Here is a 22,966-nt window from a genome sequence, read left to right on the forward strand (position 1 = left end):
CTCAATAGTTCCATGAAATCGCCCCGCATGCGTACTCAACGTGCAAACGGGGGAGAAATTTGCACCTACTTATGCAATCCGCGGGCCGAGAAAGCGCGTGGCAAGGCGGGCAAAGGCTTCCGGGTCACCGGTCGATTCAAAGGTGTGGACCGGCTGATTATCCGCGGGGGCCAACATATCGGTTTCCGTGAGAATCCGTATAACGTCCTTGGTGGTTTCCTCCGAAGATGTCACCAGCGAGACATTATCGCCCATAGCTAGCTGGATGATGCCGGTCAACAGCGGATAATGCGTACAGCCCAAGACCAGCGTGTCTACTCCTTGTGCTTGGAGCGGGGCCAAGTAGCCCTCAGCGACGCCGAGGATCTGGCGGCCGGCGGTAATACCGCGCTCGACAAAGGGAACAAAATCCGGGCAGGCGGTAGCAAATGCCTGCACCTTCGGGTTGAGCGCAAAAAGGTCCTGATAGGCGCCGGATTTGATGGTGCCCTCGGTGCCGATGACGCCGATTTTTCCGTTGCGCGTGGTGGACATGGCACGGCGCACCGCGGGGCGGATGACCTCCACAATGGGGATATCGTAGCGCTCGCGTGCATCATGCAAGAAGGCAGCGGTGGCCGTATTGCAGGCTATGACCAGCATCTTGCAGCCACGTTCCACCAGCCGATCCGCCACGTCCTGAGAAAAAGCGCGGACTTCTGAGATAGGCCGCGGTCCGTAGGGGCTATGGGCAGTATCGCCGGTATAGATGACAGATTCCTGCGGCAGCTGTTCCATCACTGCGCGTGCCACGGTGAGCCCGCCCACGCCGGAATCAAAGATGCCAATTGGAGAGGTTGCGGTAGGCATTAGCGCTTCACTGCCTTAACCGGATCGTCCGAGGTAATGGTCATGCCGGCTAGAATGCCGCCGATGGCGCCGAAAAGGTGGCCTTGCCAGCTCACTCCCTCGTAGACGGGCAGCACGCCCCACACCAAGCCGGAATAGGCAAAGCCGAGAACAATGCCCAAAATGGTCTGGATGAGCGATCGATTGAAGATACCGCGCACAATCAGATATGCCAGCCAGCCATAGACCAAACTGGACGCCCCGATGTGGGAGGTACCGGGGCCACCAATGAACCACGTGCCAAGGCCTGCGACCAGAGTGGTAATCAGGGTAACTTCCCACCAAGCCTTGCGGCCGGACAGGCCGATAAGGAAGCAGAAAATGGCGCCGGGCACCGAATTGGACATGAGGTGCTCAAAGTTTGCATGCAGCAGTGGGGCGGTAAAAATGCCCCAGATGCCGTTGAAGTCCAGCGGGCGAATGCCGTAATTGGATAGCTGGCCGCCAAAAAGGAACGCGTTAATAATGTGGACCGCCCACTCCACCACGAGGAAGCCAAAAGCTATAGAAAATCCGGTGGTGATGCGCCCGCTGCGAGTGTAGTTTTTGGAATCGCCACGATTGACCTGGCCTGCGGGCGCCGGCCGGGAGTTAAATGTTCCACCTGAAGTCATAATGCGCCTTATCTTAGTCCAGCAGATCGCGGTACACGCTCAAGCCCAAGCCAGGCTCGGCGGCGGTAACCGCGTTGACAATCGCTTCCTCCACGGCATCGGCGGCAGCGGCGCACAGGGGTGTCATCGCAAGGGCACCAGGATCAGCGGCTGGGTGCTGCGCGGTGGATAAGGCGAAGATGGTGTCACCGTCTAGTGGTGAATGCGCAGGACGCACCGCGCGGGCGATGCCATCGTGGGCAGTCATGGCCAAGCGCTGGGCTTGGGCGGTATTAATGGGGGCGTCGGTAAGCACGGCGCCGATGGTGGTATTGAGCTTGGACTCCGCTGGATGTGGCAACGCGCGGTAGGCAGCAGCATTGACCGCGGTGCTCCCTGGCGCACCGTAGAGCCGGCCGGACTGCGGATCGATGACCTCACCCACAGGGTTGGCGACCATCGCGGCGCTAACCTCGTATTGTCCCACCCGGCGCGTAGCTAGGCCGAAGCCACCCCGCAGCTTGCCGGCGGTAGCACCCACGCCGGCTCCCACCGTGCCCATGGTTTCATCATTGCCCGCCAGCGCGGCTCGGAGCGCGGCCGCGCCCTCTTCCGGCCCAGGTCGGGAAGGCCCGACCAAGAGGTCAAAGATGACGGCACCGGGAACGATGGGTACACGCGGACCGGGTTTTTCTTCACCAAAGACCGGGAAGCCAATCCCCTGCTCTGCCAGCTCATTCATCACTCCGTCCGCGGCCGCCAAGCCAAAGGCGGAGCCGCCCGACAACACCACGGCGTGGACTCGCTCGACCGTATTATGTGGTTGCAAAAGATCCGTCTCGCGGGTGCCTGGCCCCCCACCGCGCACGTCGACGCTGCCGAGGGCCCCGCCCGGACCGCAATAAAGCACCGTAACGCCGGTATCGGTACCGCTATAGTGCCCGATGTTGATCCCATCCAGCATTAGTCAATCAACACCTGTAGCAGCGAATCCTGACAAAAGGCCAGCCATTCCACCAGGCTATCGCGGTCCAACATCAGGTTGTCATCAGAAACATCGCCCGCCGCAACGTAGAGGCGCAGATCGTTTAGGCCGGCAACGAAGGCGTGGGCCTCCTGCTCATTAATGCTGACCTCTACCCCACCGGTAGGGCCGAGGGCAGTGCCGATCACCTGGAGGTTTTCCAACTTGGCGCGCGCGATATCATTCTCGTGCAGCGACCGCAGCAAAGAAGCATCGCCTTCATATTCCTCATCACCAGGCATTTCAAAGTCCGGGAAGAGACGGGCCAGCGAGGGATCTTCCGGGGCCTCGGTATGGCCGGTGGGCATATCCAGCATCTCTGCCAGCTCGTCCTTGGGTGCAGACTGGGCGCGCCCGATGATGGCCTCAGAGACGGTAGCGGTGAGATCTCCCAACACCTCGCGCTCCATCGGCTCAAAGACGGCCGTAATCTTTGGCGCGCGCATAAGGGACTTCTTTTTCTTCCACGGTTGCATCTATTTAACCTGCCTGCTGCATCGTCGCCCACAGACCAGCGATCTGGAGCTTTTTCACGTCTGCTTCAATCTTGTCGCGCTCGCCGCTGGAGACGGCGGCCTTGCCCTCAGTATGGACCTGCATCATGAGTTCATTGGCTCGCTTCTTGTCGTATCCCAAAACGGTTTGGAATACGTAGGACACGTAGCTCATGAGGTTGACTGGGTCATCCCACACGATGCACATCCACGGGAGGTTCTCACTCGTGGCCACATCTACGTCGAGTTCTTCATCCAATTCGGGCGTAGCCATAGGAGAGCTTATGCGGACTACGGGAAATTGCGCCTTCATGCTTTCTAGCCTAACCACTTTTGGGGATTTATTGTGGGCCAGCCCAATCTAGCTGCGGACAATCTAGGTCCAAAGAATCTAAACCTCTGAAAAACACCTAGTCAGTGGGTATTATCACTCACGTGAATGACAAAGCTATTCCTAATGATCGCTCCACCGCTTTACTGACGGATAAATACGAGCTCACTATGCTCCAGGCCGCGCTGCGAGACGGCTCGGCAAACCGCCAGGTCACCTGCGAGGTATTCGGCCGCCGTCTGCCCAATGAGCGCCGCTACGGCGTGGTTGCCGGCACCGAGCGGGTCCTGCGGGCGGTGGAGGATTTCCGCTTTTCAGCCAATCAATTGGCAGAGATGGACTTCCTGGATGAGAAAACCAAGGAATACCTGCGTCACTACCGCTTCTCCGGCCAGATCGATGGCTACCGCGAAGGTGAGCTTTATTTCCCCAACTCTCCTATCCTGACGGTGCGCGGCACTTTTGGGGAATGCTTAATTCTTGAGACCGTCATCTTATCCATTATGAACGCCGATTCCGCGGTGGCTTCGGCCGCCTCTCGTATGGTCACGGCCGCTGACGGCCGCCCCATCATCGAGATGGGTTCGCGCCGCACCCACGAGTATGCGGCGGTAACCGCCGCCCGCGCAGCCTACCTGGCTGGCTTCGAAGCCACCTCCAATTTGGAGGCGGGCTACCGCTACGGCATCCCTGTCTCCGGCACCGCGGCCCACTCCTGGACCTTGGCTCATACGAACCCGGATGGCACTCCGAACGAAGAGGCCGCCTTCCGTTCCCAGATCGAGACCTTGGGCGTGGACACCACGTTACTGGTGGATACCTATGACATCACCAAGGGCGTAGAAACCGCAGTGAAAGTAGGTGGCCCGCAGCTAGGTGGGGTCCGCATAGATTCCGGTGACTTGGGCGCCGTTACCCGCCGCGTGCGCAAACAGCTGGATGATTTGGGCAACCACAACACCAATATCGTGGTATCCTCCGACCTTGATGAGTTCGCTATCGCCGGCCTGCGCGGTGATCCGGTAGACGTCTACGGCGTCGGTACGTCCGTAGCAACCGGGTCCGGCGCGCCCACCGCCGGCATGGTCTACAAGGTCGTAGAAGTAGACGGCATCCCAGTGGCCAAGCGCTCTACTTCCAAGCAGTCCGTCGGCGGTGCCAAGCGCGCGCTACGCACCTACCGTTCCTCGGGCGTGGCGGTGGAAGAGATCGTCTATCCCTTTGACGCGCCCGCGCCAGATACCGGCCAGCTCGATACCCGCGAGATGACCATTCCTCTCATGCGCGATGGACACATCGTGGATGAGCTGCCGGATCTGCATGCCTCCCGCGAGTATTTGGATCAGGCCCGCAAGACCCTGCCGTGGGAAGGCCTGGCGCTCTCCCGCGATGAAGCAGCAGTGCCCACGCGGATGGTGGGCTTTAAAAAGTAGGCCGCTAGACTGTGTGGGGTGAGTGAGCACGCAGATGAGCCCCTAAACCTCGACACGGAAACGCTGCTGGACAAGGCCGTTGCTGCGTTGGGTGGCAGCCAGCGCGAAGGCCAGGTGCGCATGGCCACGGCCGTCGCGGCCGCGCTCGATAAGGAGCGCCACTTAGCAGTGCAGGCCGGTACCGGCACCGGTAAGTCGCTGGCCTACCTAGTCCCGGCTATCCGGCATGCAATGAACTCAGGGTCCACCGTCATCGTCTCCACCGCTACCCTGGCATTGCAGCGCCAGCTGGTGGAGCGCGATCTGCCCCGGCTCACGAAGGCCCTTGCCCCTGTTATGGAGCGCACTCCTACCTTCGCCATCATGAAGGGCCGCAATAACTACTTGTGCATGAATAAGATTGCGGCGACCCCGGATGACCCAGAAGCTCTTATCGACGAATCCGAGATCTCCCGCCGCGGCAAGGCCGTGCGCCGCATCCATGAGTGGGCGCAGGAAACCGAAACTGGTGACCGCGATGACCTCGATCCAGGTGTACCGGACCTGGTGTGGCGGGCGGTGTCGGTAACGTCCAACGAGTGTTTGGGGGCTTCGCGTTGCCCGCACGGGCCAGACTGTTTTGCGGAAGAAGCTCGCAGGGAGGCTGCCGACGTCGATATCGTTGTCACCAACCACGCCATGCTGGCCATCGACGCTATCTCTGAGGCAAATATTTTGCCAGAGCACGACGTGGCCATTATCGATGAGGCCCACGAGCTCGACGGCCGGATCACCTCCGTGTCCACCGCGGAGATTACTACCCGCGCCATCAAGATGGCCGCCAACCGCGCGAAGTCCTTAGGCAATGCCGGCAATCTTTCGGATCTGGCCGAGGAATTTGATGACCTGATGAAAATCCAGGAGCCCGGACGGTGGACCGACTTGGATGAAACTTCGCAGGGCCACCTGCGCGCGCTCGCCGAAGAGTTCCTGCGCGTTAAGTCCCTCATTTCTCGCGCACCCGAAGGCGAGGCCACCGATGACCCAGAAAAGAACGCCGAGCGCCAGAACTTAAGTAACCACCTCGCCGACCTCGCGCAAGCCGTATCACGCATGCTGGAGGTCTTCGCCACCGATGACCCAGCCAAGCAGGACGACGTAGTCTGGCTCGAACGCGATCCGCGCAGCGACGCCGAAACCCTCGCCGTGGCACCCCTGTCCATCGCCCACATGCTGCGCGAGAACCTCTTTGGGGAACAAACTGTTGTGCTTACCTCGGCCACTCTCGCCCTCGGCGGCCGCTTTGATGCTATGGCCGCACAGTGGGGCATGCCGAGCGGCACCTATGACACCTTGGACGCAGGCACGCCCTTCGACCCAGCCAAATCCGGCATTTTATACACCGCCAAGCATCTGCCCGCTCCGGGCCGCGATGGGCTGTCTAAAGAATCGATCGAGGAGATCTATGAGCTCATCATGGCCGCCGGCGGGCGCACTCTCGGATTGTTTTCCTCTCGCCGGGCCGCGGAAGAAGCAGCCGCCGCGCTCAAACCCCGTATCCCGTTTGACCTCTTCGTGCAGGGCGAAGATTCCATCGGTGCGCTAGTAGAGAAATTCTCGCAGAAGGAAAACTCTTGCCTCTTCGGAACGCTTACCCTATGGCAGGGCGTGGACGTGCCAGGGCCGGCGTGCTCGCTGGTCATCATCGACCGCATTCCATTCCCTCGCCCAGACGATCCCCTCATGCAGGCGCGCGCCCAAGCAGCCGATGCCGCCGGCCGCTCCGGGTTCATGGAGGTCTCCGCCAATCACGCCGCCTTGCTGATGGCGCAGGGAGCCGGCCGTCTGCTGCGCCACGTGACCGATCGCGGCGTGGTCGCCGTGCTTGATAACCGCCTGGAGTATAAGCGCTACGGCAGCTTCCTCAAGGCCTCCATGCCGCGCTTTTGGCAGACCACTGACGCGAGCACGGTCCGGGGTGCACTTAAGCGATTGGTCGCCGCAGGGCGCACACGGTAGCCGAGTCTGGCGCGATTTCCGTAAAGCCGGCGTCAACGATGACCACGGCGCCGTCCTGTGCGCAGGCGGTGCGAAAATCCGTCGTGGAAACCTCGCGCACCGAAAGCCGAAAGTCAGTTTCTGCCCAGTCGCGCGCTTCATCCACCGACATCGCAGCGGCCAGCATCATCGAGCCGTGGCCTACCTGTGCCGCGACTTTGCCCGCAGACATGTCGAGGCTGCGGTCGACATAGATAACGGGGGCATCGCTAAGCGGGGCTCCGGGTTCGTCATAGGCAAGGTCGGTGTGGCCGATCTGCAGCTTGGCAATGAGAGGATCCACCTCTGCTACGGCCGAGGGCACAAAAGCGCGGGCGCGGTCCGCTACGGTCACGCCGGGCAGGCTTTGTACATCGCGCCAAGCTTTATTGCGCGCGCGGCGGGCGATCTTGCGGATGCGGTGGCCGTACCACCGCCCCAGCGCCTGCGCGAAGGCGCCGTCCTCGCCCGCGCGCTCGTCGAGGCACACCGCCACCACAGCGCGCGCGGCCGCTTCTAGCACCGCCGTACGTGTCGGCGGCTCCTGCTTCGGCAGATTGAGCGCAATCTGCATAGCTTGAATCGTGGCCGGATCATCTGGGTTCTCAGGATCATCACGCCAGGAGCGTGAATCACAGGCTTCCACCAAACGCTGATGCGCTCTGTCGAATTTATTCATCAACAACCTCCTCGGCCGGAATACCCAAAATTTGCAGGACCTCATCCAGCCGCCGGTGGTTTACAGAGGTATCCGCCACTTCCTGCAGGGCCGGTTTAGCATTAAAGGCAATCCCCAGCCCAGCAGCAGAAATCATATCGATATCATTGGCGCCATCGCCCACGGCCACCGTCTGCCGCATATTTACCCCCGAATCCGCGGCGAACTCCCGGAGGAATTCCTCCTTCGCTTTGCGGTCAACCACCTTGCCGGTCACCCGGCCGGTGAGCTTCCCATCTGCGATCTCCAAGGTATTGGCGCGCACATAGTCCAATTCCATCTCCGCAGCTAGGCCCTCTAATACTTGAATGAATCCGCCGGAGACCACCGCAGTGCGGTAGCCAATGCGATTCAACGTGGCGATGGTTTCCCGGGCGCCTGGAGTCAATTGAATATCGCGGGCCACCTCATCGATAATGGCGGCATCCAGCCCAGCCAGCACGGCGACTCGTTCACGCAGGGAAGCCTCAAAGTCCAGCTCCCCGCGCATGGCCCGGGCTGTTACTGCGGCAACCTCGTTCTCCTTTCCCGCATGGGCGGCCAGCATCTCGATGACCTCACCTTGAATGAGGGTGCTATCGCAGTCGAAGCACACCAAACGCTTGGAACGCCGACCCAGGCCCGCGGGTTCAATGGCGATATCGATGCCGATCTGCTGCGCCAGCTCCGCTAATGCCTGGCGCACAGGTGCGGCGGAACCATCGAGAGATAGGAAAAGCTCCAGCCCGGTCAACGGAGAGGTTGAAAGCCCGCGGATGCGATCGATATTGGCATCGAAGTTGGCCAGTACGCGGGCAACTTCCTCCATGTGATGGGCGGTAACCTGCGTGCCCATGAGGACCACCACATAGCTCGAGCGGGCTCGAGCGGTGGATTTTTCCTCCCGCAGGTCTACGGATACCTGCTGACCGTAAATGCTCAAGGTATTGCGCAGCCCCTGTGCAATTTGCTCGGCGCGCGCCCCAGGAATGCGGGTATGGGCAGCGAGGGTAATGCGGCCGGAAAAGATGGCTTGTTCGACGTCGACAAGCGTGGCGTTATGGGCCGCCAGAACGCGGAAAAAGGCCGCCGAGAGCCCAGGCTTATCCGGCCCGCTGGTGGTGATGACTGCATTGGTATCAGCTTGAGTACTCACGCCGCCCATTATCGCACGTGGGGTAAAGAAGATACGCCAAAGCCGCCTCCCATTACCCATTAAGGGCTGGGAGGCGGCTTAAGTCAGGAGTTTGTGCGAGTTACTTCGCTTTAGTGGCTACCCACGTGTGCTTCCTCGCGCATGCGCTGAACCATATGCGGGTAGTGCAGCTCGAAGGCCGGACGCTCGGAGCGGATACGCGGCAGGGACACGAAGTTGTGGCGCGGCGGTGGGCAGGAGGTTGCCCACTCGAGGGAGTTGCCGTAGCCCCATGGGTCATCCACGGTGACAATCTCGCCGTAGCGCCAGGACTTGAATACGTTCCAAATCAGCGGGATGACGGAGGCGCCGAGGACGAAGGAGAAGATGGTGGAAATCTGGTTGAAGACCGTGAAGCCATCAGACTCCAGGTAGTCAGCGTAACGACGCGGCATACCCATGTTGCCTACCCAGTGCTGAACCAAGAAGGTGCCGTGGAAGCCGATGAAGGTCAGCCAGAAGTGAATCTTACCCAAACGCTCATCCAGCATACGGCCGGTCATCTTCGGGAACCAGAAGTACAGACCCGCGAAGGCGGAGAACACAACGGTACCGAACAGGGTGTAGTGGAAGTGAGCAATCAAGAAGTAGGACTCAGCCAAGTGGAAGTCCAATGCCGGGGATGCCAGCATAACGCCGGTCATGCCGCCGAAGAGGAAGGTTGCCATGAAGCCCATAGCGAAGATCATCGGGGTATCCCAGGTGATGTGGCCCTTCCACATGGTGCCGACCCAGTTGAAGAACTTAACGCCGGTAGGCACCGCAATAAGGAACGTCATGAAGGAGAAGAACGGCAGCAGGATAGCGCCGGTAACGAACATGTGGTGAGCCCACACAGCCATGGACAGGGCGCCGATGGCCAGCAGTGCGAAGACCAAGCCGATGTAGCCGAAGACCGGCTTGCGGGAGAAGACCGGAACAACCTCAGAAACAACGCCGAAGAATGGCAGTGCAAGGACATAAACCTCAGGGTGGCCGAAGAACCAGAACAGGTGCTGCCACAGGATGCCGCCACCGTTAGCGGAATCGTAGATGTGGCCGCCCAGCTTGCGGTCATACAGGACGCCCAGTGCTGCAGCGGTCAGCAGCGGGAAGATCATCAGCACGATGGCGGATGCGGTGAATACGGCCCAGCTGAATACCGGCAGGCGGAACATGGTCATGCCCGGTGCGCGCAGGGTCAGAATGGTCGTAATCATGTTGATAGCGGAGGCAATGGTACCAACACCGGTAGCGCCCACGCCGACGATCCACATATCCGCGCCGATGCCCGGGGTGTGGACGCCATCAGCCAGTGGCATGTACATGGTCCAGCCGAAGTCAGCTGCGCCACCTGGGGTGACGAAGCCCAGCAGCATCACGGTGCCGCCCAGCAGGGTAACCCAGAAGCCGAAAGCGTTCAGTCGGGGGAAGGCCACGTCCGGCGCGCCGATCTGCAGCGGCAGGATGTAGTTACCAAAGCCCCACACAACTGGTGTTGCAAACAGCAGCAGCATCACGGTGCCGTGCATGGTAAACAGCTGGTTGAACTGCTCATTGGACAAGAACTGAAGACCCGGGGTGAACAGCTCCGCGCGGATCAACAGTGCCATAAAGCCACCAAGGAAGAAGAAGCTGAAGGACATGATCAAGTACATGATGCCCAGCTGCTTGTGGTCGGTGGTGGTTAGAAATACCCAAGCCTTTGAACCGGTCTTCGCATTACCGGTTGGCTCTGGACGTGTAGGGGCGACGTAATCGTCGACCCGTGGCGCCACAGCGGTCATAAAATCCTCCTGATTAACAAAGTGTCTGTGGGCAGGGCCCACCTACACCTAGGTTTACTCGCATTATATTAGGCCATTTTCCCCTGTTCTTTCCAGCTTCCCCCAATAATGAGCCGCACGACCACGCCTCGACACTAACCACATCTTTCACATAGGCCCTGCACGTGGCGCGGCCGCCAATTCTGGCACGGATTTTCGGCCCCCAATTACCGTGCTATATGTCACAGACGCGCTTAATTGTGCACCCCCAAAACGCGAAAACACACCCCCGCTCGTTATCAACCTTTCGATTGATTTAGAGCAGAAGGTGTGCCGCTAGACCACGCTGATCAGCGGGAATGCTTAGAAGTCCCAGTCATCATCCGTGGTGTCCTCAGCCTTGCCAATGACATAGGAGGAACCAGAGCCAGAGAAGAAGTCGTGGTTCTCGTCAGCATTCGGCGAAAGCGAAGACAAAATGGCCGGGGAAACGCGAGTCTCGTCTGCTGGGAAGAGCCCCTCGAAGCCCAAATTATTCAGCGCCTTATTGGCGTTATAGCGCAGGAAGCGCTTAACGTCCTCGGTCCAGCCCAAGTCATCGTAGAGATCCTCGGTGTAATCGATCTCATTGTCATACAGGTCGTAGACCAAGTCGAAGGTGTATTCCTTCAGCTCCGCCTGGCGCTCCTCATCCAGCTGCTTATAGGCCTGCTGGAACTTGTAGCCAATGTAGTAGCCGTGCACGGCTTCATCGCGGATAATCAGGCGAATGATATCGGCGGTATTGGTGAGCTTCGCGCGGGAAGAGAAGTACATCGGTAGATAGAAGCCGGAGTAGAACAAGAAGGACTCCAGCAAAGTGGAGGCCACCTTCTTCTTCAGCGGATCCTCGCCCTTGTAATAGGACAAGATGATCTTGGCCTTCTTCTGCAGGTTCTCGTTTTCTTCGGACCAGCGGAAGGCATCGTTGATCATGGGTGTGGACGCCAAGGTCATAAAGATATTGGAATAGGACTTGGCGTGCACGGACTCCATAAACGCAATGTTGGTGTAGACCGCCTCTTCGTGCAGGGTCTGGGAATCCGGGAGGAGGGAAATCGCACCGACGGTGCCCTGGATGGTATCCAGCAGCGTCAGGCCGGTGAAAACCCGCATGGTGGTTTCCTTTTCCTTCTCCGTCAGCGTCTTCCAGCTGGGAAGGTCATTGGAGACTGGGACCTTTTCTGGCAGCCAGAAATTACCGGTGAGGCGCTCCCATACCTCGAGGTCCTTTTCATCCGGGATGCTATTCCAGTTAATGGCCTTAACTGGCTTTTCATGACTAGAAACGTAGTCATCGTACTCGTGCGACACGCGGCGTCACTCCAATACTAAAAACGGACAAATTCAGGTCTCCAGCATACCCAATTCGCCCGCCCTCTAAGCCATTGTGCTGGATACCACTTACCTATACTGATTCCAGTTACTTCGGAGCATGCAAAGAAAGGATTTCCGCATGAGTGCCACCCCTCCCCTGCTGGGTTCCGTGGTGGATAGGCTCGGCGCCGAGATCGTAAGCGGAGACATCGCCGAGGGCGAGCGGTTCCGTCTGGGGGACGTCGAAAAGCGCTTTGGCATCTCCCGCACAGTGGCCCGTGAAGCCATGCGCACGCTCGAACACCTCGGCATGGTCCGCTCTGGGCGTCGCGTGGGAATCACGGTGCTGCCGATGGATAGTTGGGCAGTATATGACCCGGCGATCATTGGTTGGCGGTTAAATAATGACAAAACCCGCGGGCAGCAAGTGGCACGCCTCAACGAGTTGCGGCTGGGAATTGAACCGGTGGCGGCCCGACTCGCAGCCGGCAATGCCAGCGCCCAGCAGCGGGCGGAACTCCTTCGCCTCGCCGCGCGTTTAGCCGAGCTAGAATCCACTCCTTCCCCGCGCGTGGGCGAGGAACTGGAAACCGATCTGCGTTTCCACACTTTAATTTTGCGGGCTTCCGGCAATGAGATGCTGGCCGCGCTCGCCCCTTCGCTAGTAGCCATGCTCAAGGGCAAGTCCGTCTTTGGTTCCCGCAAGCGCGATCCCATAGGCGGGACCACACAACTGCACATGGAGCTGGCCCGCGCCATTGATGCTGGGCTTGCCGACGCCGCCGAAAGCACTTCCCGCACCATCCTCGACCGCACCAGGGCAGAAAACGGTTAAACGCCTCGATGCACGTCCTTCCCCACGACGTGCATCGAGGCGTTCAACCTACGGTTTAGAGCATGCAGGATACGCAGCCCTCGACCTCGGTGCCCTCCAGCGCCATCTGGCGCAAGCGGATGTAATACAAGGTCTTAATCCCCTTGCGCCACGCATAAATCTGCGCACGGTTGACATCGCGGGTGGTTGCGGTGTCCTTGAAGAAGAGGGTGAGCGATAGACCTTGGTCCACGTACTTGGTGGCTACGGCATAGGTATCGACGATCTTCTCGAAGCCGATCTCATAAGAGTCCTTGAAGTACTCCAAGTTGTCATTATCCATGTGCGGCGCCGGGTAGTAGACGCGACCGATCTTGCCTTCCTTGCGGATCTCAATCTTGGAGGCAATCGGGTGGATGGATGAGGTGGAGTTATTGATATAGGAAATCGAGCCCGTCGGTGGCACTGCCTGCAGGTTGCGGTTATACAGTCCGTACTTGGCCACGTCCTGCTTCAACTCCTCCCAGTCCTGGGCGGACGGAGTGTGGATCGATGAGGACTCGAAAAGCTCCTGGACCTTCTTGGTCTTCGGCTTAAACTCTTCCGGATCATAGCGGTCGAAGAATTCGCCGGAGGCGTACTCGGACTGCGGGAACTCCTTAAAGTACTCGCCGCGCTCGCGGGCAATCTTATTAGAAGCACGCAATGCCGCATACAGCACGGCCGCGAAGTAGGCATTAGTGAAATCCAAGCCTTCTTCGGAGCCATACTCGATGTGCTCGCGGCCCAAGTAACCGTGGAGGTTCATCTGGCCCAAGCCGATAGCATGGGACTCGTCGTTTCCGCGGCGCACAGACGGCACGGAATCGATGGACGTCTTATCCGCCACAGCGGTCAGGCCACGGATGGCAGTCTCCACCGTAGTGGCGAAGTCCGGCGAATCCATGGTCATCGCGATATTCAGCGAGCCCAGGTTACAAGAGATATCGCTGCCCAGCTCCTGGTAGGTCAGATCCGCATTGAATTCGGAAGCGGAGTTAACCTGCAGGATCTCCGAGCACAGGTTGGACATGTTGATCCACGAAGTCTTTACCGGGTTAGCGCGGTTCACGGTGTCCTCGAACATGATGTACGGGTAGCCGGATTCGAATTGCAGCTCTGCCACGGTCTGGAAGAAGTGACGGGCGTTGATCTTCTTCTTACGGATGCGTGGGTCTTCCACCATCTCCTCATAGTGCTCAGTAACGGAGATGTCACCGAAGGCCTTGCCGTAGACGCGCTCTACGTCATACGGCGAGAAGAGGTACATATCGTCATTGCGCTTGGCCAGCTCGAAGGTGATATCCGGCACGACGATGCCCAGCGAGAGGGTTTTAATGCGGATTTTCTCGTCCGCGTTCTCACGCTTGGTATCCAGGAAGTCCATGATGTCTGGGTGGTGCGCATTGAGATAGACCGCACCAGCGCCCTGGCGGGCACCAAGCTGGTTGGCATAAGAGAAGGAATCCTCCAGCAGTTTCATTACTGGGATAACACCGGAAGACTGGTTCTCAATGTGCTTAATGGGCGCGCCGGATTCACGAATATTAGACAGCAGCAGGGCCACGCCGCCGCCGCGCTTGGAAAGCTGCAGCGCGGAGTTGATGGAGCGTCCAATGGACTCCATATTGTCCTCGATGCGCAGCAGGAAGCAGGACACGAGCTCGCCACGCTGGGCCTTGCCGGCGTTGAGGAAGGTTGGGGTGGCCGGCTGGAAACGGCCGTTCATAATCTCGTCCACAAGGCGCTCTGCCAAGCCAGTATCACCATCTGCCAAGAATAGGGCGGTCATGGAGACACGATCCTCAAAGCGCTCGAGGTAGCGGCGACCATCAAAGGTCTTCAGCGTGTAGCTGGTGTAGTACTTATACGCGCCCAGGAAAGACTTGAAGCGGAATTTATAGGAATAAGCGCGCTTAAAAAGCTCCTTAATAAAGGAGAAGTCATACTGCTCGATGACTCGTGGGTCGTAGTACTTGTTATTAATCAGGTAATCGATCTTTTCTTCCAGATCATGGAAGTAGACCGTGTTTTGATTAACGTGCTGCAGGAAGAATTGGTTTGCGGCCTCGCGGTCTTTATCAAACTGAATCTTGCCGTTTGCATCGTAGAGATTCAGCATCGCGTTGAGAGCGTGGTAGTCCAACTGCTCTTCCGGCTTTACTGGCTCGGCGACGGTCTTCCCCAATTGCGTACTCACAGCTGACAAGGCCTTTCTTAAAAATCAGGATCTTTATTTAAGTCGTGGTGGGTGCTAGGCCGCGGCCTCGAGCCCAAGCTCGGCGGCGTTAGCCATTAAGCCTTCACGACAAATTTTTATATCGTCATCGTTTCCCAGCAACTCGAAACGATATACATAGGGCACTTTACATTTGGCACTGATGACGTCACCAGCCTTGCCAAAGTCGGCGCCAAAATTGCTATTACCACCCGCGATTACCGCGCGAATGAAACTGCGGTTGTGCTCATCATTAAGGAACTTAATTACCTGTGAGGGCACGGGACGGGAATTTTGGTGGCTAATGGACGCGCCCCCGCCATAGGTGGGACACACCAAGACATAAGGTTCGTTGACCTTGAGGGGCTCCTCCGTGCGGCGCAGCGGAATGCGCGCGCTGGGAAAGCCCAGTTTCTGCACGAACCGGTGCGTATTTTCCGTTGCGGAGGAAAAATACACGACCAACATCGCTACTGGCCTCCCCTACCCCTTAGGCGGATGCCGCTAGGGAAGCCAGGCCCTTGATACGGTCTGGGCGGAAACCAGACCAGTGCTCACCGTTGGCCTCAACTACTGGGGCCTGAACGTAACCCAATGCCATTACGTAGTCGCGAGCCTCGTCATCGGCCGAGATATCGACGAGGTCGTACTCGAGGCCGGCACGATCGAGGGCCTTCTTGGTGGCGTTGCACTGGACGCACGCTGGCTTGGTGTAAACGGTGATAGACATATAGATCCTTAAAGCTCCTGCATTGAAAACTCGTCAGAACGGGGAGCGTTTCCCGCTTATTCGGGCGCTTCCTGCGCCGCTCTGAACAACATCAACGACACTATACTTTGGGGAAAAGACCCGCAACCAACACAATATATAGTAGTTACAAGCATGGTATTCCCAGGATGACACACCCCCAGGCCCCACATGTTGACCACACCCAAGGACAGCCATGAAACTACATCAATGAGATTCCTGCGGGTTTACCTGGAATTCACCGTTTTGTGTGTCAAAGTTCACATTTGTGGTGTGGCGCTTCGCTTCAGGAACCGACCGTCGATGACTCCCCGGAGACACAGGTCGACGGCCGCGGCCCCTCCCCTGGGGCGCGCTTCAGGCCAAAAATGACCTGGCTCAGCGCCGTGCGGTCAGTCAGCAGCTTATCGTGCCGAGGAGCCACGCCGCAGACCTCACCAAGGTCGAGGTTCACCACATCGGCGCCGTCGACAGCTACCAGCAGCGAGGAGCTATTCGGGGTTACCGTCGTATCCGCCGGCGAGTAGATGGAGGTGTAGAGCACGCCCGGCGCGGTGTCCGGCAGCGCATTGAGCCTTTGCATAAATTCCGAACCCACCACCTGTTGGATGCCGGCCGTGCTGGCCAAGAAGGCGGCGAGGCGGGGTGCGAAGGCGATGAATTTGGCCAGACCTTCGCCCTGCCCACCCAGCGTGGTGCCGTGGAAGTTGCCGCCTAGAGCCACAGCCCGAGCGACGTGCTCAGCCCCGCCGTACATTTGGGTATAGGTCTTAATATGGGTACCGCCCTGGGAATGGCCTACCAAGTCCACTTTCTCTGCGCCGGTTACCGCTCGGACATAGTCCACGTGCCGCGCTATTTCCTCGGCCGCATCATCCAAATCTGAAATGGCCTTCGTTGAGGGAGAAGCATTCTGCAAAGAAACATCATCCGCTCCATAATCAAAGGCCCATACGCACGCACCCTGATCCTTCAACATCGGAATCAAGCTTTTCCACACACCCGCATTGTTATAGGTGCCATGCAGTAGCACCACCGGCTCAACAATCTGGCCAGAAGGCACACAGGAAGGGTCATTGATCCCAAAGGACTCTGGAACAGAGGATTCCCACTCCGACTGAGAGGCATTAGCAATAGGGGCGGATAGCCCAAGGGCTGCAGCAGCAAGCACAGCAACAATTCGCCGGGACATTATTCTTCTTTCTCACGACACATAACGGCGATTTGATTATATTCATACATGTCTCTTTATTCCCCGTGGCCCTGGAGAAAATTATCCCTTGTGCCATAATTCACCCATAAAAAATCCGCCCCACTCCGGATAGCCGGAGGGAGCGGATGGAATCGCGAATCAATTAGCCCTGACGAGCCTTGAAACGGGGATCCTTCTTGTTGATCACGAAGACCTTACCGTGGCGGCGAATAACCTGGGCGCCCGGCTTCTTCTTCAGCGACCGAAGGGACTTACGGACCTTCATCGGGCGCTCCTTTCGTTATGCGCAATCTACATGCGGTTGAATAAGTAAAGCACGGCCTGGGAATCCCCAGCCATGACACGAGGAAAAATTTTACCTCACGCGGCCGTCAATACCAAAACACTAAGGCTTGACGACTGCGGACTCGCGCTCGTAGCGCGACTTCATCTCCTCGCCTACCTCATCCAGGCTACGTCCCATTGTCTCTGGAACCAAAATGCGGGTATAGGCAATGGCGATGAGACCAAAGACTCCAAAGACCATAAACGCCACCGGGCCAGTCAGCCACTCCACTAGCGGCAAGAAGTACTGCGCCACGGCCCAGTTGGTGGCCCACAACGATAGCCCCGCAATGCCCATGCCTAGACCACGTACCTGCAGCGGTACTAGCTCGGAGATAAGCAGCCACGTCGTGGGTGAGACCGCCGCCTGTTGGAAAGCAATAAACAGCGCCATAAATACCAAAGACACCATGGCCATAGCGGTGGAATCCTCGGCGTGGGAATAGGCGAAGGAAAGAATGAATAGCGAGACCACGTTGCCGGTCAGGCCGATAAGCAATAGGCGCTTGCGCCCAATGCGGTCTACTACCTTTAGGCCAACCCAGCAGGCGAGCACAGATACCGTGCCGATAACGATGGACGTGTAGACCGAATTGGCCGTAGAAATCCCCACCTGATTCATCATGGTCGGTGCGAAATACACAATGGCGTTGACACCGGTAATCTGCTGTGTGAGCCCCATCAGCATGGCCAGCAGCACCGTAATCTGCATCCACCGGTTGGCGGCAAGCGCCTTCCACTCAGACCCGCTGGACTTGCGCGCGGTCTCCTGCGAAGTCAGCTCCGAAATATCCATTCCGGCGCGCCCGGCAATTTCTTGGGCACGAGCCATCTTGCCGTTCGTCGCTAGCCATACCGGCGTCTCTGGCAGAAACACCATTCCGAGCGCCAACGCTAGTCCTGGCACGGCGGCCAAGCCCAGCATCCACTCCCAACTGCCAGTAGAGGCCAGCGCGGAGTTGACCAGGTAGGCCATCAACTGGCCCACCACAATCGCCAGGGTATTGAGAGAGACCATGCGCCCGCGCACCTTGGCAGGCACGATCTCCGCGATGTACATGGGCGAAACGATGGATACCGCACCCACAGCAAAGCCCAAGAACGTGCGTGCCGTAGCCAGCATGCCCACCGATCCGGACAGGGCGCACCAGATGGAGCCCAACACGAAAATGATGCCACCCGCAATCAGTGTGAAGCGGCGGCCAAACCTATCGGCGATGCGCCCGGCTGTCAGCGCACCAACAGCCGCCCCCACAAGCAGCATCGAGGTCACCCACCCCTCTTGGTGGGCGCTCATGTCGAATGCGGGGCTAATAAAAAGCAAGGCACCGGACATCACTCCGGTGTCGTATCCAAAAAGCAGCCCGCCGAGGGCCGCTATGCCAGCTACTACCTTGACATAAACATCCTTATTCACAGCACAATATTGTGTCAGGCGGCTACCATGAACGTCATGTCGAACGATGCCGAAAACCTGCAGCAAACCATCATAAAAGCCCTGGGTGTACGCCCCTTTATCGATCCAGAAGCGGAAGTCCAGCGCCGCGTGGATTTCTTGGTTGACTACCTGCGCACCACCTGCGCTAAGGGCTACGTGCTGGGGATTTCGGGCGGCCAGGATTCCACCTTGGCAGGAAAGCTCGCGCAACTGGCGGTGGACCGCGTCGACGGCGCAGAGTTTTGGGCCGTGCGTCTGCCTCACGGTGTGCAGGCCGATGAGGACGATGCCCAGATTGCCCTGGATTTCATCCAGCCCGATCACCGCCCCACCGTCAATATCAAGCCGGCCACCCTCGCCCTCGACGAGCAGGTGGCGGATGCTGTGCAGCTTGCCGACGTCACCGATTTCAACCGCGGCAATACTAAGGCCCGCCTGCGCATGACCGCCCAGTACGCCATCGCCGGTGAGGTCGGCGCCCTCGTCATCGGCACCGATCATGCGGCGGAAAACGTCACCGCTTTCTTCACTAAGTGGGGCGATGGCGCGGCAGACCTCCTCCCCTTGGCCGGGCTCAATAAACGCCAGGGCGCCGCCCTTCTAGAGCACCTCGGCGCCCCGCGCTCTACCTGGGAGAAGGTCCCCACCGCGGACTTGGAAGACGATAAGCCCCAGCTTCCCGACGAAGAAGCCCTCGGCGTCACCTACGCCCACATCGATGACTACTTGGAGGGCAAGGCGGTTCCCGACGCCGCCCGTGAACGCATCGAAACCCTATGGCGCCGCGGCGCTCATAAACGCATCATGCCGCAGGGGCCAAACCTTTAGGCCAGTGCCTCCAAGGTTGCGGCAGCCGCACGCTCCAGCGGCCGGTTATAGCTTGCGCCGTGCGTGAGCGCATGCACCGCTAGTGGATGCAGCTGATGCATAGGAATCCACTTCTCGATATCTTTCGGCGCACCATAGCCCTGGAAAATTTCTTCTAGGTATGGTGCCCCGAAAAGGGCCAGCATTCCCAAATCCGTATGCGGATGCCCGCCGTGGGCAGCGGGGTCAATCATGATGCCGCCATCGGAACCAAAGAGCAGGTTTCCCGCCCACAGGTCACCGTGGATGCGAGCCGGCGCCACATCCCAACTGCGCGCGGCGATGGCATCGCAAGCTCGCCTTACCAAATCCAACTGCGCCGAACTAATCCCAGCCAGTTCCGCAAAAGGCAGCACGCGCTGTTCGACGTAGAACTCACCCCAGTTATCCGTCGGGATGCAGTCTTGCTCGATGCTGCCGATGAAGTTCTTTCCCTCCCATCCGGCAGGAGGTGCGCCAAACGCTTCGGCTCCCGCGCGGTGCATGCGAGCCAACTCCGCACCAAACTTCCTCGCCGCCTCCGGTGTGGGCATGACCTCGTCCACGCGTTCGGTAACGATCTCTAGCCCGTCGGCGCTTACTACGTTGACCACCGCGTCGGTAGCTTCTCCAAGCCACCGCAATCCTGCCGCCTCGGCGCCAGCTTGATCTGTGTCGCGTACTCGCTTTGAAAAAGTCTGCATGACGCCCAGCCTAATCCGGCAGGGAAATTTTTAAAGCGCCGCGCGCTCCCGCGTGGGCAAACACATCATGAATAGAAGCGCTAACCCACCGAACACGGGGATAAACCCGATCAAGCATAAGAACCCCGTTCTCCCAGAATCGTGCAACCGCCGGAAAATTAAGGAAACGACCGGCATAGCAAGAAATCCTTTTACAACAGGCTTGATATTCACGCCATAATGCTGATCGACGGCGTTAATGGGCACTGAAATCAACACTAGAAAGCCAAATACCCACCAGAACTCACTCACAGACGCTCGACCAAGGAAGTTGAAGTATCGAATAAAGAACCTGCCCACTGCCTGTGCAGGAGACGCCCCGTAGAGCGCATCGCGTGTAAAGAACCCCGTGGATTCGTAAGTCATAACGCGCGGGCCCCTTCGACGTTGGCTGCATATACTCGGCTGCGAACCATGCTACCCACTTCCCATAAAGGATGAGCAATGCAATCAGACGTCATCATCATCGGCGGAGGTTTTGCCGGCACCGCCGCTGCCATCACTTTGGCCCGCGCTAACCGGAATGTTCAGGTTATCGATTCCGGCACTCCCCGCAATCGCTTCAGCGAATATTCCCACGGCATCCTCGGTCTCGATGGCGTGGCTCCCACCGAGCTGCTCGAACGCGGCCACGCGGAGGTTAATAAATTCGGCGGCGCCATTACCCACGCCACGGTGGAAAGCCTCTCCCGGCCTTCCGAGCAGGCCCCGTGGCAAGTAAGTCTCACCGATGGCACGCTTCTAGAATCCCGCCATGTCCTCGTTGCTACTGGTCTCACAGACAAGCTCCCTGAGGTCCCTGGTCTTAGTGATTTATGGGGAACGCGCATCTTTCACTGCCCTTATTGCCACGGCCATGAGGTCAAGGGGAAGAAGGTTGTGCTCATTGGCGGCGCGAATCCGCCTTTTACTATCCGCATTAGCAAACTGCTTTCTAAGTGGACGAGTGCTCTGACCTTCTACCCCAACGGCCTTGAGCTCACCGGGCTTGACCGCACCCAGCTCGCCGGATTGGGCGTAGAGATAAACGATGCGAAAGTGACACAAGTTCAGCCGGATCAGGCATCGTCCACCGGCGTAGAGGTACACAGCGCCGATGGAGTAGACATCTACGAAGCATGCTTTACTGGGCCCGATTTTCTGCCCAACGATGCACTATTGCGGGACGCTGGTTGCGAATCGGCCCATGGCTGGGTCAGTGCAGAACGTGGCCAAACTTCAATATCGCGACTATGGGCAGCCGGCAATGTAGTCAGCTCGCCGGACCAGGTCTCTCAGGCAATGGGTAGCGGCGCCGCCGTAGGCATTGCTATCGACCAGTGCATGCTTGATGAGGACTTAGCAAAACTATAGGCACCCGAGACAAATAAAAAGGAGAGGAACTAATGTTCCTCTCCTTTATATTGTGGAGCTAACGGGATTCGAACCCGTGACCCCCACACTGCCAGTGTGGTGCGCTACCAGCTGCGCCATAGCCCCTCAAACGAGGTGCAACCTTGTGGGCTGCAACTCGCTTAAATATACATGGAGGGTATTTAACTCTCCAAATCGCCTGCTACTGGGTGACGATCTCTACCCAATCGCCCAGGTTCTTGCCGGCCTTTTGGTCCTTTTCGGATGGAACATCCTTGCCATTTTGAACAATACGCGGCGAGGAGACAGAGCCGGTTTCTTTATCCAGCTTGTCGTAGTTGGTCTTCGCCACCTTATTGCCCTGCTTGATGTCTACGTCCTTCATGGACTCAACAACATCATCTTCGGCGCCAAGCTCCTTGGCTTGGTTAGCAATGTCTTCGATGCCCCACTTATTAGCAACACTTTGCTGGTTTTGCATGAGGAAGTCACGCAAATTCCAATAGGTTTTGATGTCGCCGGACTTTGCCAACTCCGACATAGCGGCTGCCGCCTTTGTGGAGTAGCCTTCCTGGCCTTCAATATCCTTGCCATCCAGGAAGTTGAGGGTGCGCACATGAACGATCAGCTTGCCCTCTTCAATAGCCTTCTTCATGTCACCGTCGGTAGCCTGAGCCAATTCAGCACAGTGCGGGCAAGAGTAATCTTCGTACAGATCTACCTTAGGGGTATCGTCCGTAGCGCTCTCGCCCTTCAACGTGATAGCACCATCATTGAACTCCATAGTCATATTGACGTCTTCGACGCCATCATCAGATTGCTTACCGTTCCACACGATATAGCCGATAACAACGGCAATGATGACGAGAAGTACACCGACTCCCCAGATAAAACCGTTGCCACCCTTAGCGTTCGGGTCAGTTACTTTGCTCATTTGAACCTTGCCTTTGAAAATTCTCGGACCAATACAGCCTACCTTGCCCACCTATTAGGGGTGAAGGGCAAACTTGGTGAAAGGGCGTTTAATAGTCCAAACAGTGAAGAATAGATACGCGGCATCGCGCAACAGCGTCTTCGCATAATCCATTCCGCGGTCAGGATTTTGGGCGTCATAGCCAAAGCAGCCGCAGTCAATATCTAGCCCGCGGGCCCAGGCCTGCGCGATGCCCACCATAAACAGCAGCAACACGATGGTTGCCACGATGGAGGATCTCCGCAAAAACAGCCCGAGAAGCAAGAGCACGCCACCGATAACTTCTAATGGGCCAATGACCGTTGCTAGGTAAAGAGCCCAATCAGGCGTAAAAATGTCATAGCCTTTGATGGCTTGGGTCATGTCCAGAGTTTTGCCGAGCTTGTGCACGCCGGCTTCAATCCACACCCAGGCCATGCCAAAGCGGGCGATGAAGCTGATGATATCGAGCACCAGCTTCCCTTTATTCTTGCTACTCACGAGGA

The 22,966-nt window shown here is 58.2% G+C and carries 24 protein-coding genes and 1 tRNA gene; 5 read left to right on the plus strand and 20 right to left on the minus strand.

All coding sequences use genetic code 11. The features are described 5' to 3' along the window. Positions 1 to 69 precede the first annotated feature (69 nt). From murI to clpS, 5 genes are read right to left on the minus strand one after another with little or no spacing between them, the layout of a single operon-like run. Positions 70 to 849: a glutamate racemase gene (murI, locus tag ACLI1M_RS09645; RefSeq protein ID WP_248099414.1), complete on the minus strand. Its 780-nt coding sequence runs from the start codon at positions 847 to 849 to the stop codon at positions 70 to 72. Continuing rightward, on the minus strand, positions 849 to 1,502 hold the full coding sequence (locus tag ACLI1M_RS09650; RefSeq protein WP_248099413.1) for a rhomboid family intramembrane serine protease: 654 nt from the start codon (positions 1,500 to 1,502) through the stop codon (positions 849 to 851). The genes murI and ACLI1M_RS09650 overlap by 1 nt, the downstream gene beginning before the upstream one ends. A 13-nt stretch (positions 1,503 to 1,515) precedes the next feature. Next, complete coding sequence (locus ACLI1M_RS09655) at positions 1,516 to 2,445, minus strand: P1 family peptidase (protein ID WP_248099411.1); 930 nt, start codon at positions 2,443 to 2,445, stop codon at positions 1,516 to 1,518. Beyond that, on the minus strand, positions 2,445 to 2,981 hold the full coding sequence (locus ACLI1M_RS09660; RefSeq protein ID WP_248099409.1) for a DUF2017 domain-containing protein: 537 nt from the start codon (positions 2,979 to 2,981) through the stop codon (positions 2,445 to 2,447). The genes ACLI1M_RS09655 and ACLI1M_RS09660 overlap by 1 nt, the downstream gene beginning before the upstream one ends. Positions 2,982 to 2,985: 4 nt before the next feature. Then, positions 2,986 to 3,312, minus strand: coding sequence for an ATP-dependent Clp protease adapter ClpS (clpS, locus tag ACLI1M_RS09665; protein ID WP_248099407.1), 327 nt, complete (start codon positions 3,310 to 3,312; stop codon positions 2,986 to 2,988). Positions 3,313 to 3,434: 122 nt separating this feature from the next. On the opposite strand from clpS, the gene ACLI1M_RS09670 reads away from it, so the two are divergent. After that, positions 3,435 to 4,763: a nicotinate phosphoribosyltransferase gene (locus ACLI1M_RS09670; protein WP_049361007.1), complete on the plus strand. Its 1,329-nt coding sequence runs from the start codon at positions 3,435 to 3,437 to the stop codon at positions 4,761 to 4,763. An 18-nt stretch (positions 4,764 to 4,781) separates the two neighbouring features. Continuing rightward, positions 4,782 to 6,761 (plus strand): ATP-dependent DNA helicase, encoded by a 1,980-nt coding sequence (locus ACLI1M_RS09675; protein WP_248099405.1) that lies wholly within the window; start codon positions 4,782 to 4,784, stop codon positions 6,759 to 6,761. Here the strand turns inward: ACLI1M_RS09675 and ACLI1M_RS09680 are convergent. From ACLI1M_RS09680 to nrdF, 4 genes are all read right to left on the minus strand, one after another. After that, on the minus strand, positions 6,727 to 7,458 hold the full coding sequence (locus ACLI1M_RS09680) for an aminoacyl-tRNA hydrolase (protein ID WP_411706543.1): 732 nt from the start codon (positions 7,456 to 7,458) through the stop codon (positions 6,727 to 6,729). The genes ACLI1M_RS09675 and ACLI1M_RS09680 overlap by 35 nt on opposite strands. Next, positions 7,451 to 8,641, minus strand: a complete 1,191-nt coding sequence (serB, locus tag ACLI1M_RS09685; RefSeq protein WP_248099401.1) for a phosphoserine phosphatase SerB — start codon at positions 8,639 to 8,641, stop codon at positions 7,451 to 7,453. Before serB ends, ACLI1M_RS09680 begins: the two co-directional genes overlap by 8 nt. A gap of 101 nt (positions 8,642 to 8,742) precedes the next feature. Further along, entirely contained in the window at positions 8,743 to 10,437 is a 1,695-nt protein-coding gene (gene ctaD / locus ACLI1M_RS09690) for a cytochrome c oxidase subunit I (RefSeq protein WP_023020855.1), read from the minus strand. A gap of 342 nt (positions 10,438 to 10,779) precedes the next feature. Further along, positions 10,780 to 11,769, minus strand: a complete 990-nt coding sequence (nrdF, locus tag ACLI1M_RS09695; protein WP_023020854.1) for a class 1b ribonucleoside-diphosphate reductase subunit beta — start codon at positions 11,767 to 11,769, stop codon at positions 10,780 to 10,782. Positions 11,770 to 11,911: 142 nt separating this feature from the next. On the opposite strand from nrdF, the gene ACLI1M_RS09700 reads away from it, so the two are divergent. After that, positions 11,912 to 12,607 carry a FadR/GntR family transcriptional regulator gene (locus ACLI1M_RS09700; protein ID WP_284836077.1) on the plus strand — a complete coding sequence of 232 codons (696 nt, stop codon included), beginning with the start codon at positions 11,912 to 11,914 and terminating at the stop codon, positions 12,605 to 12,607. A gap of 55 nt (positions 12,608 to 12,662) precedes the next feature. Here the strand turns inward: ACLI1M_RS09700 and nrdE are convergent, their stop codons facing one another. The 6 genes from nrdE to ACLI1M_RS09730 form a co-directional block, all read right to left on the minus strand. Continuing rightward, positions 12,663 to 14,825 (minus strand): class 1b ribonucleoside-diphosphate reductase subunit alpha, encoded by a 2,163-nt coding sequence (gene nrdE / locus ACLI1M_RS09705; protein WP_086588426.1) that lies wholly within the window; start codon positions 14,823 to 14,825, stop codon positions 12,663 to 12,665. 54 nt (positions 14,826 to 14,879) lie between these two features. Continuing rightward, entirely contained in the window at positions 14,880 to 15,311 is a 432-nt protein-coding gene (nrdI, locus tag ACLI1M_RS09710) for a class Ib ribonucleoside-diphosphate reductase assembly flavoprotein NrdI (RefSeq protein WP_023020851.1), read from the minus strand. Positions 15,312 to 15,333: 22 nt separating this feature from the next. After that, positions 15,334 to 15,573 (minus strand): glutaredoxin-like protein NrdH, encoded by a 240-nt coding sequence (nrdH, locus tag ACLI1M_RS09715; protein WP_023020850.1) that lies wholly within the window; start codon positions 15,571 to 15,573, stop codon positions 15,334 to 15,336. A gap of 304 nt (positions 15,574 to 15,877) precedes the next feature. Beyond that, positions 15,878 to 16,783, minus strand: coding sequence for an esterase/lipase family protein (locus ACLI1M_RS09720; RefSeq protein ID WP_411706544.1), 906 nt, complete (start codon positions 16,781 to 16,783; stop codon positions 15,878 to 15,880). Between the two features lie 163 nt (positions 16,784 to 16,946). Then, positions 16,947 to 17,069 (minus strand): type B 50S ribosomal protein L36, encoded by a 123-nt coding sequence (ykgO, locus tag ACLI1M_RS09725; RefSeq protein WP_003847162.1) that lies wholly within the window; start codon positions 17,067 to 17,069, stop codon positions 16,947 to 16,949. A 120-nt stretch (positions 17,070 to 17,189) separates the two neighbouring features. Further along, entirely contained in the window at positions 17,190 to 18,545 is a 1,356-nt protein-coding gene (locus ACLI1M_RS09730) for a sugar porter family MFS transporter (RefSeq protein WP_248099395.1), read from the minus strand. A 27-nt stretch (positions 18,546 to 18,572) separates the two neighbouring features. Here ACLI1M_RS09730 and nadE point away from each other — a divergent pair, with 27 nt between their 5' ends. After that, on the plus strand, positions 18,573 to 19,394 hold the full coding sequence (nadE, locus tag ACLI1M_RS09735; RefSeq protein ID WP_248099393.1) for an ammonia-dependent NAD(+) synthetase: 822 nt from the start codon (positions 18,573 to 18,575) through the stop codon (positions 19,392 to 19,394). Here nadE and ACLI1M_RS09740 read toward each other — a convergent pair. Both ACLI1M_RS09740 and ACLI1M_RS09745 read right to left on the minus strand, forming a co-directional pair. Then, complete coding sequence (locus tag ACLI1M_RS09740) at positions 19,391 to 20,116, minus strand: fructosamine kinase family protein (RefSeq protein WP_086588421.1); 726 nt, start codon at positions 20,114 to 20,116, stop codon at positions 19,391 to 19,393. The two genes, nadE and ACLI1M_RS09740, sit on opposite strands and share 4 nt — an antisense overlap. Positions 20,117 to 20,146: 30 nt before the next feature. Next, positions 20,147 to 20,521 (minus strand): DUF805 domain-containing protein, encoded by a 375-nt coding sequence (locus ACLI1M_RS09745; RefSeq protein ID WP_239204903.1) that lies wholly within the window; start codon positions 20,519 to 20,521, stop codon positions 20,147 to 20,149. 78 nt (positions 20,522 to 20,599) lie between these two features. Between ACLI1M_RS09745 and ACLI1M_RS09750 the strand changes: the two genes are divergently transcribed. After that, on the plus strand, positions 20,600 to 21,508 hold the full coding sequence (locus ACLI1M_RS09750) for an NAD(P)/FAD-dependent oxidoreductase (protein WP_248099391.1): 909 nt from the start codon (positions 20,600 to 20,602) through the stop codon (positions 21,506 to 21,508). 53 nt (positions 21,509 to 21,561) lie between these two features. Here ACLI1M_RS09750 and ACLI1M_RS09755 read toward each other — a convergent pair. The 3 genes from ACLI1M_RS09755 to ACLI1M_RS09765 form a co-directional block, all read right to left on the minus strand. Next, positions 21,562 to 21,634, minus strand: a tRNA-Ala gene (locus ACLI1M_RS09755). Positions 21,635 to 21,710: 76 nt separating this feature from the next. Then, positions 21,711 to 22,442, minus strand: a complete 732-nt coding sequence (locus tag ACLI1M_RS09760) for a DsbA family protein (protein WP_248099389.1) — start codon at positions 22,440 to 22,442, stop codon at positions 21,711 to 21,713. 54 nt (positions 22,443 to 22,496) lie between these two features. Further along, the gene (locus ACLI1M_RS09765; RefSeq protein ID WP_023020842.1) at positions 22,497 to 22,961 is read right to left on the minus strand and encodes a MauE/DoxX family redox-associated membrane protein; all 465 of its coding nucleotides are present in this window, start codon (positions 22,959 to 22,961) and stop codon (positions 22,497 to 22,499) included. Between the last annotated feature and the right edge of the window lie 5 nt (positions 22,962 to 22,966).

This window comes from Corynebacterium sp. LaCa54, assembly GCF_046717495.1.
GTDB lineage: Bacteria > Actinomycetota > Actinomycetes > Mycobacteriales > Mycobacteriaceae > Corynebacterium > Corynebacterium kefirresidentii.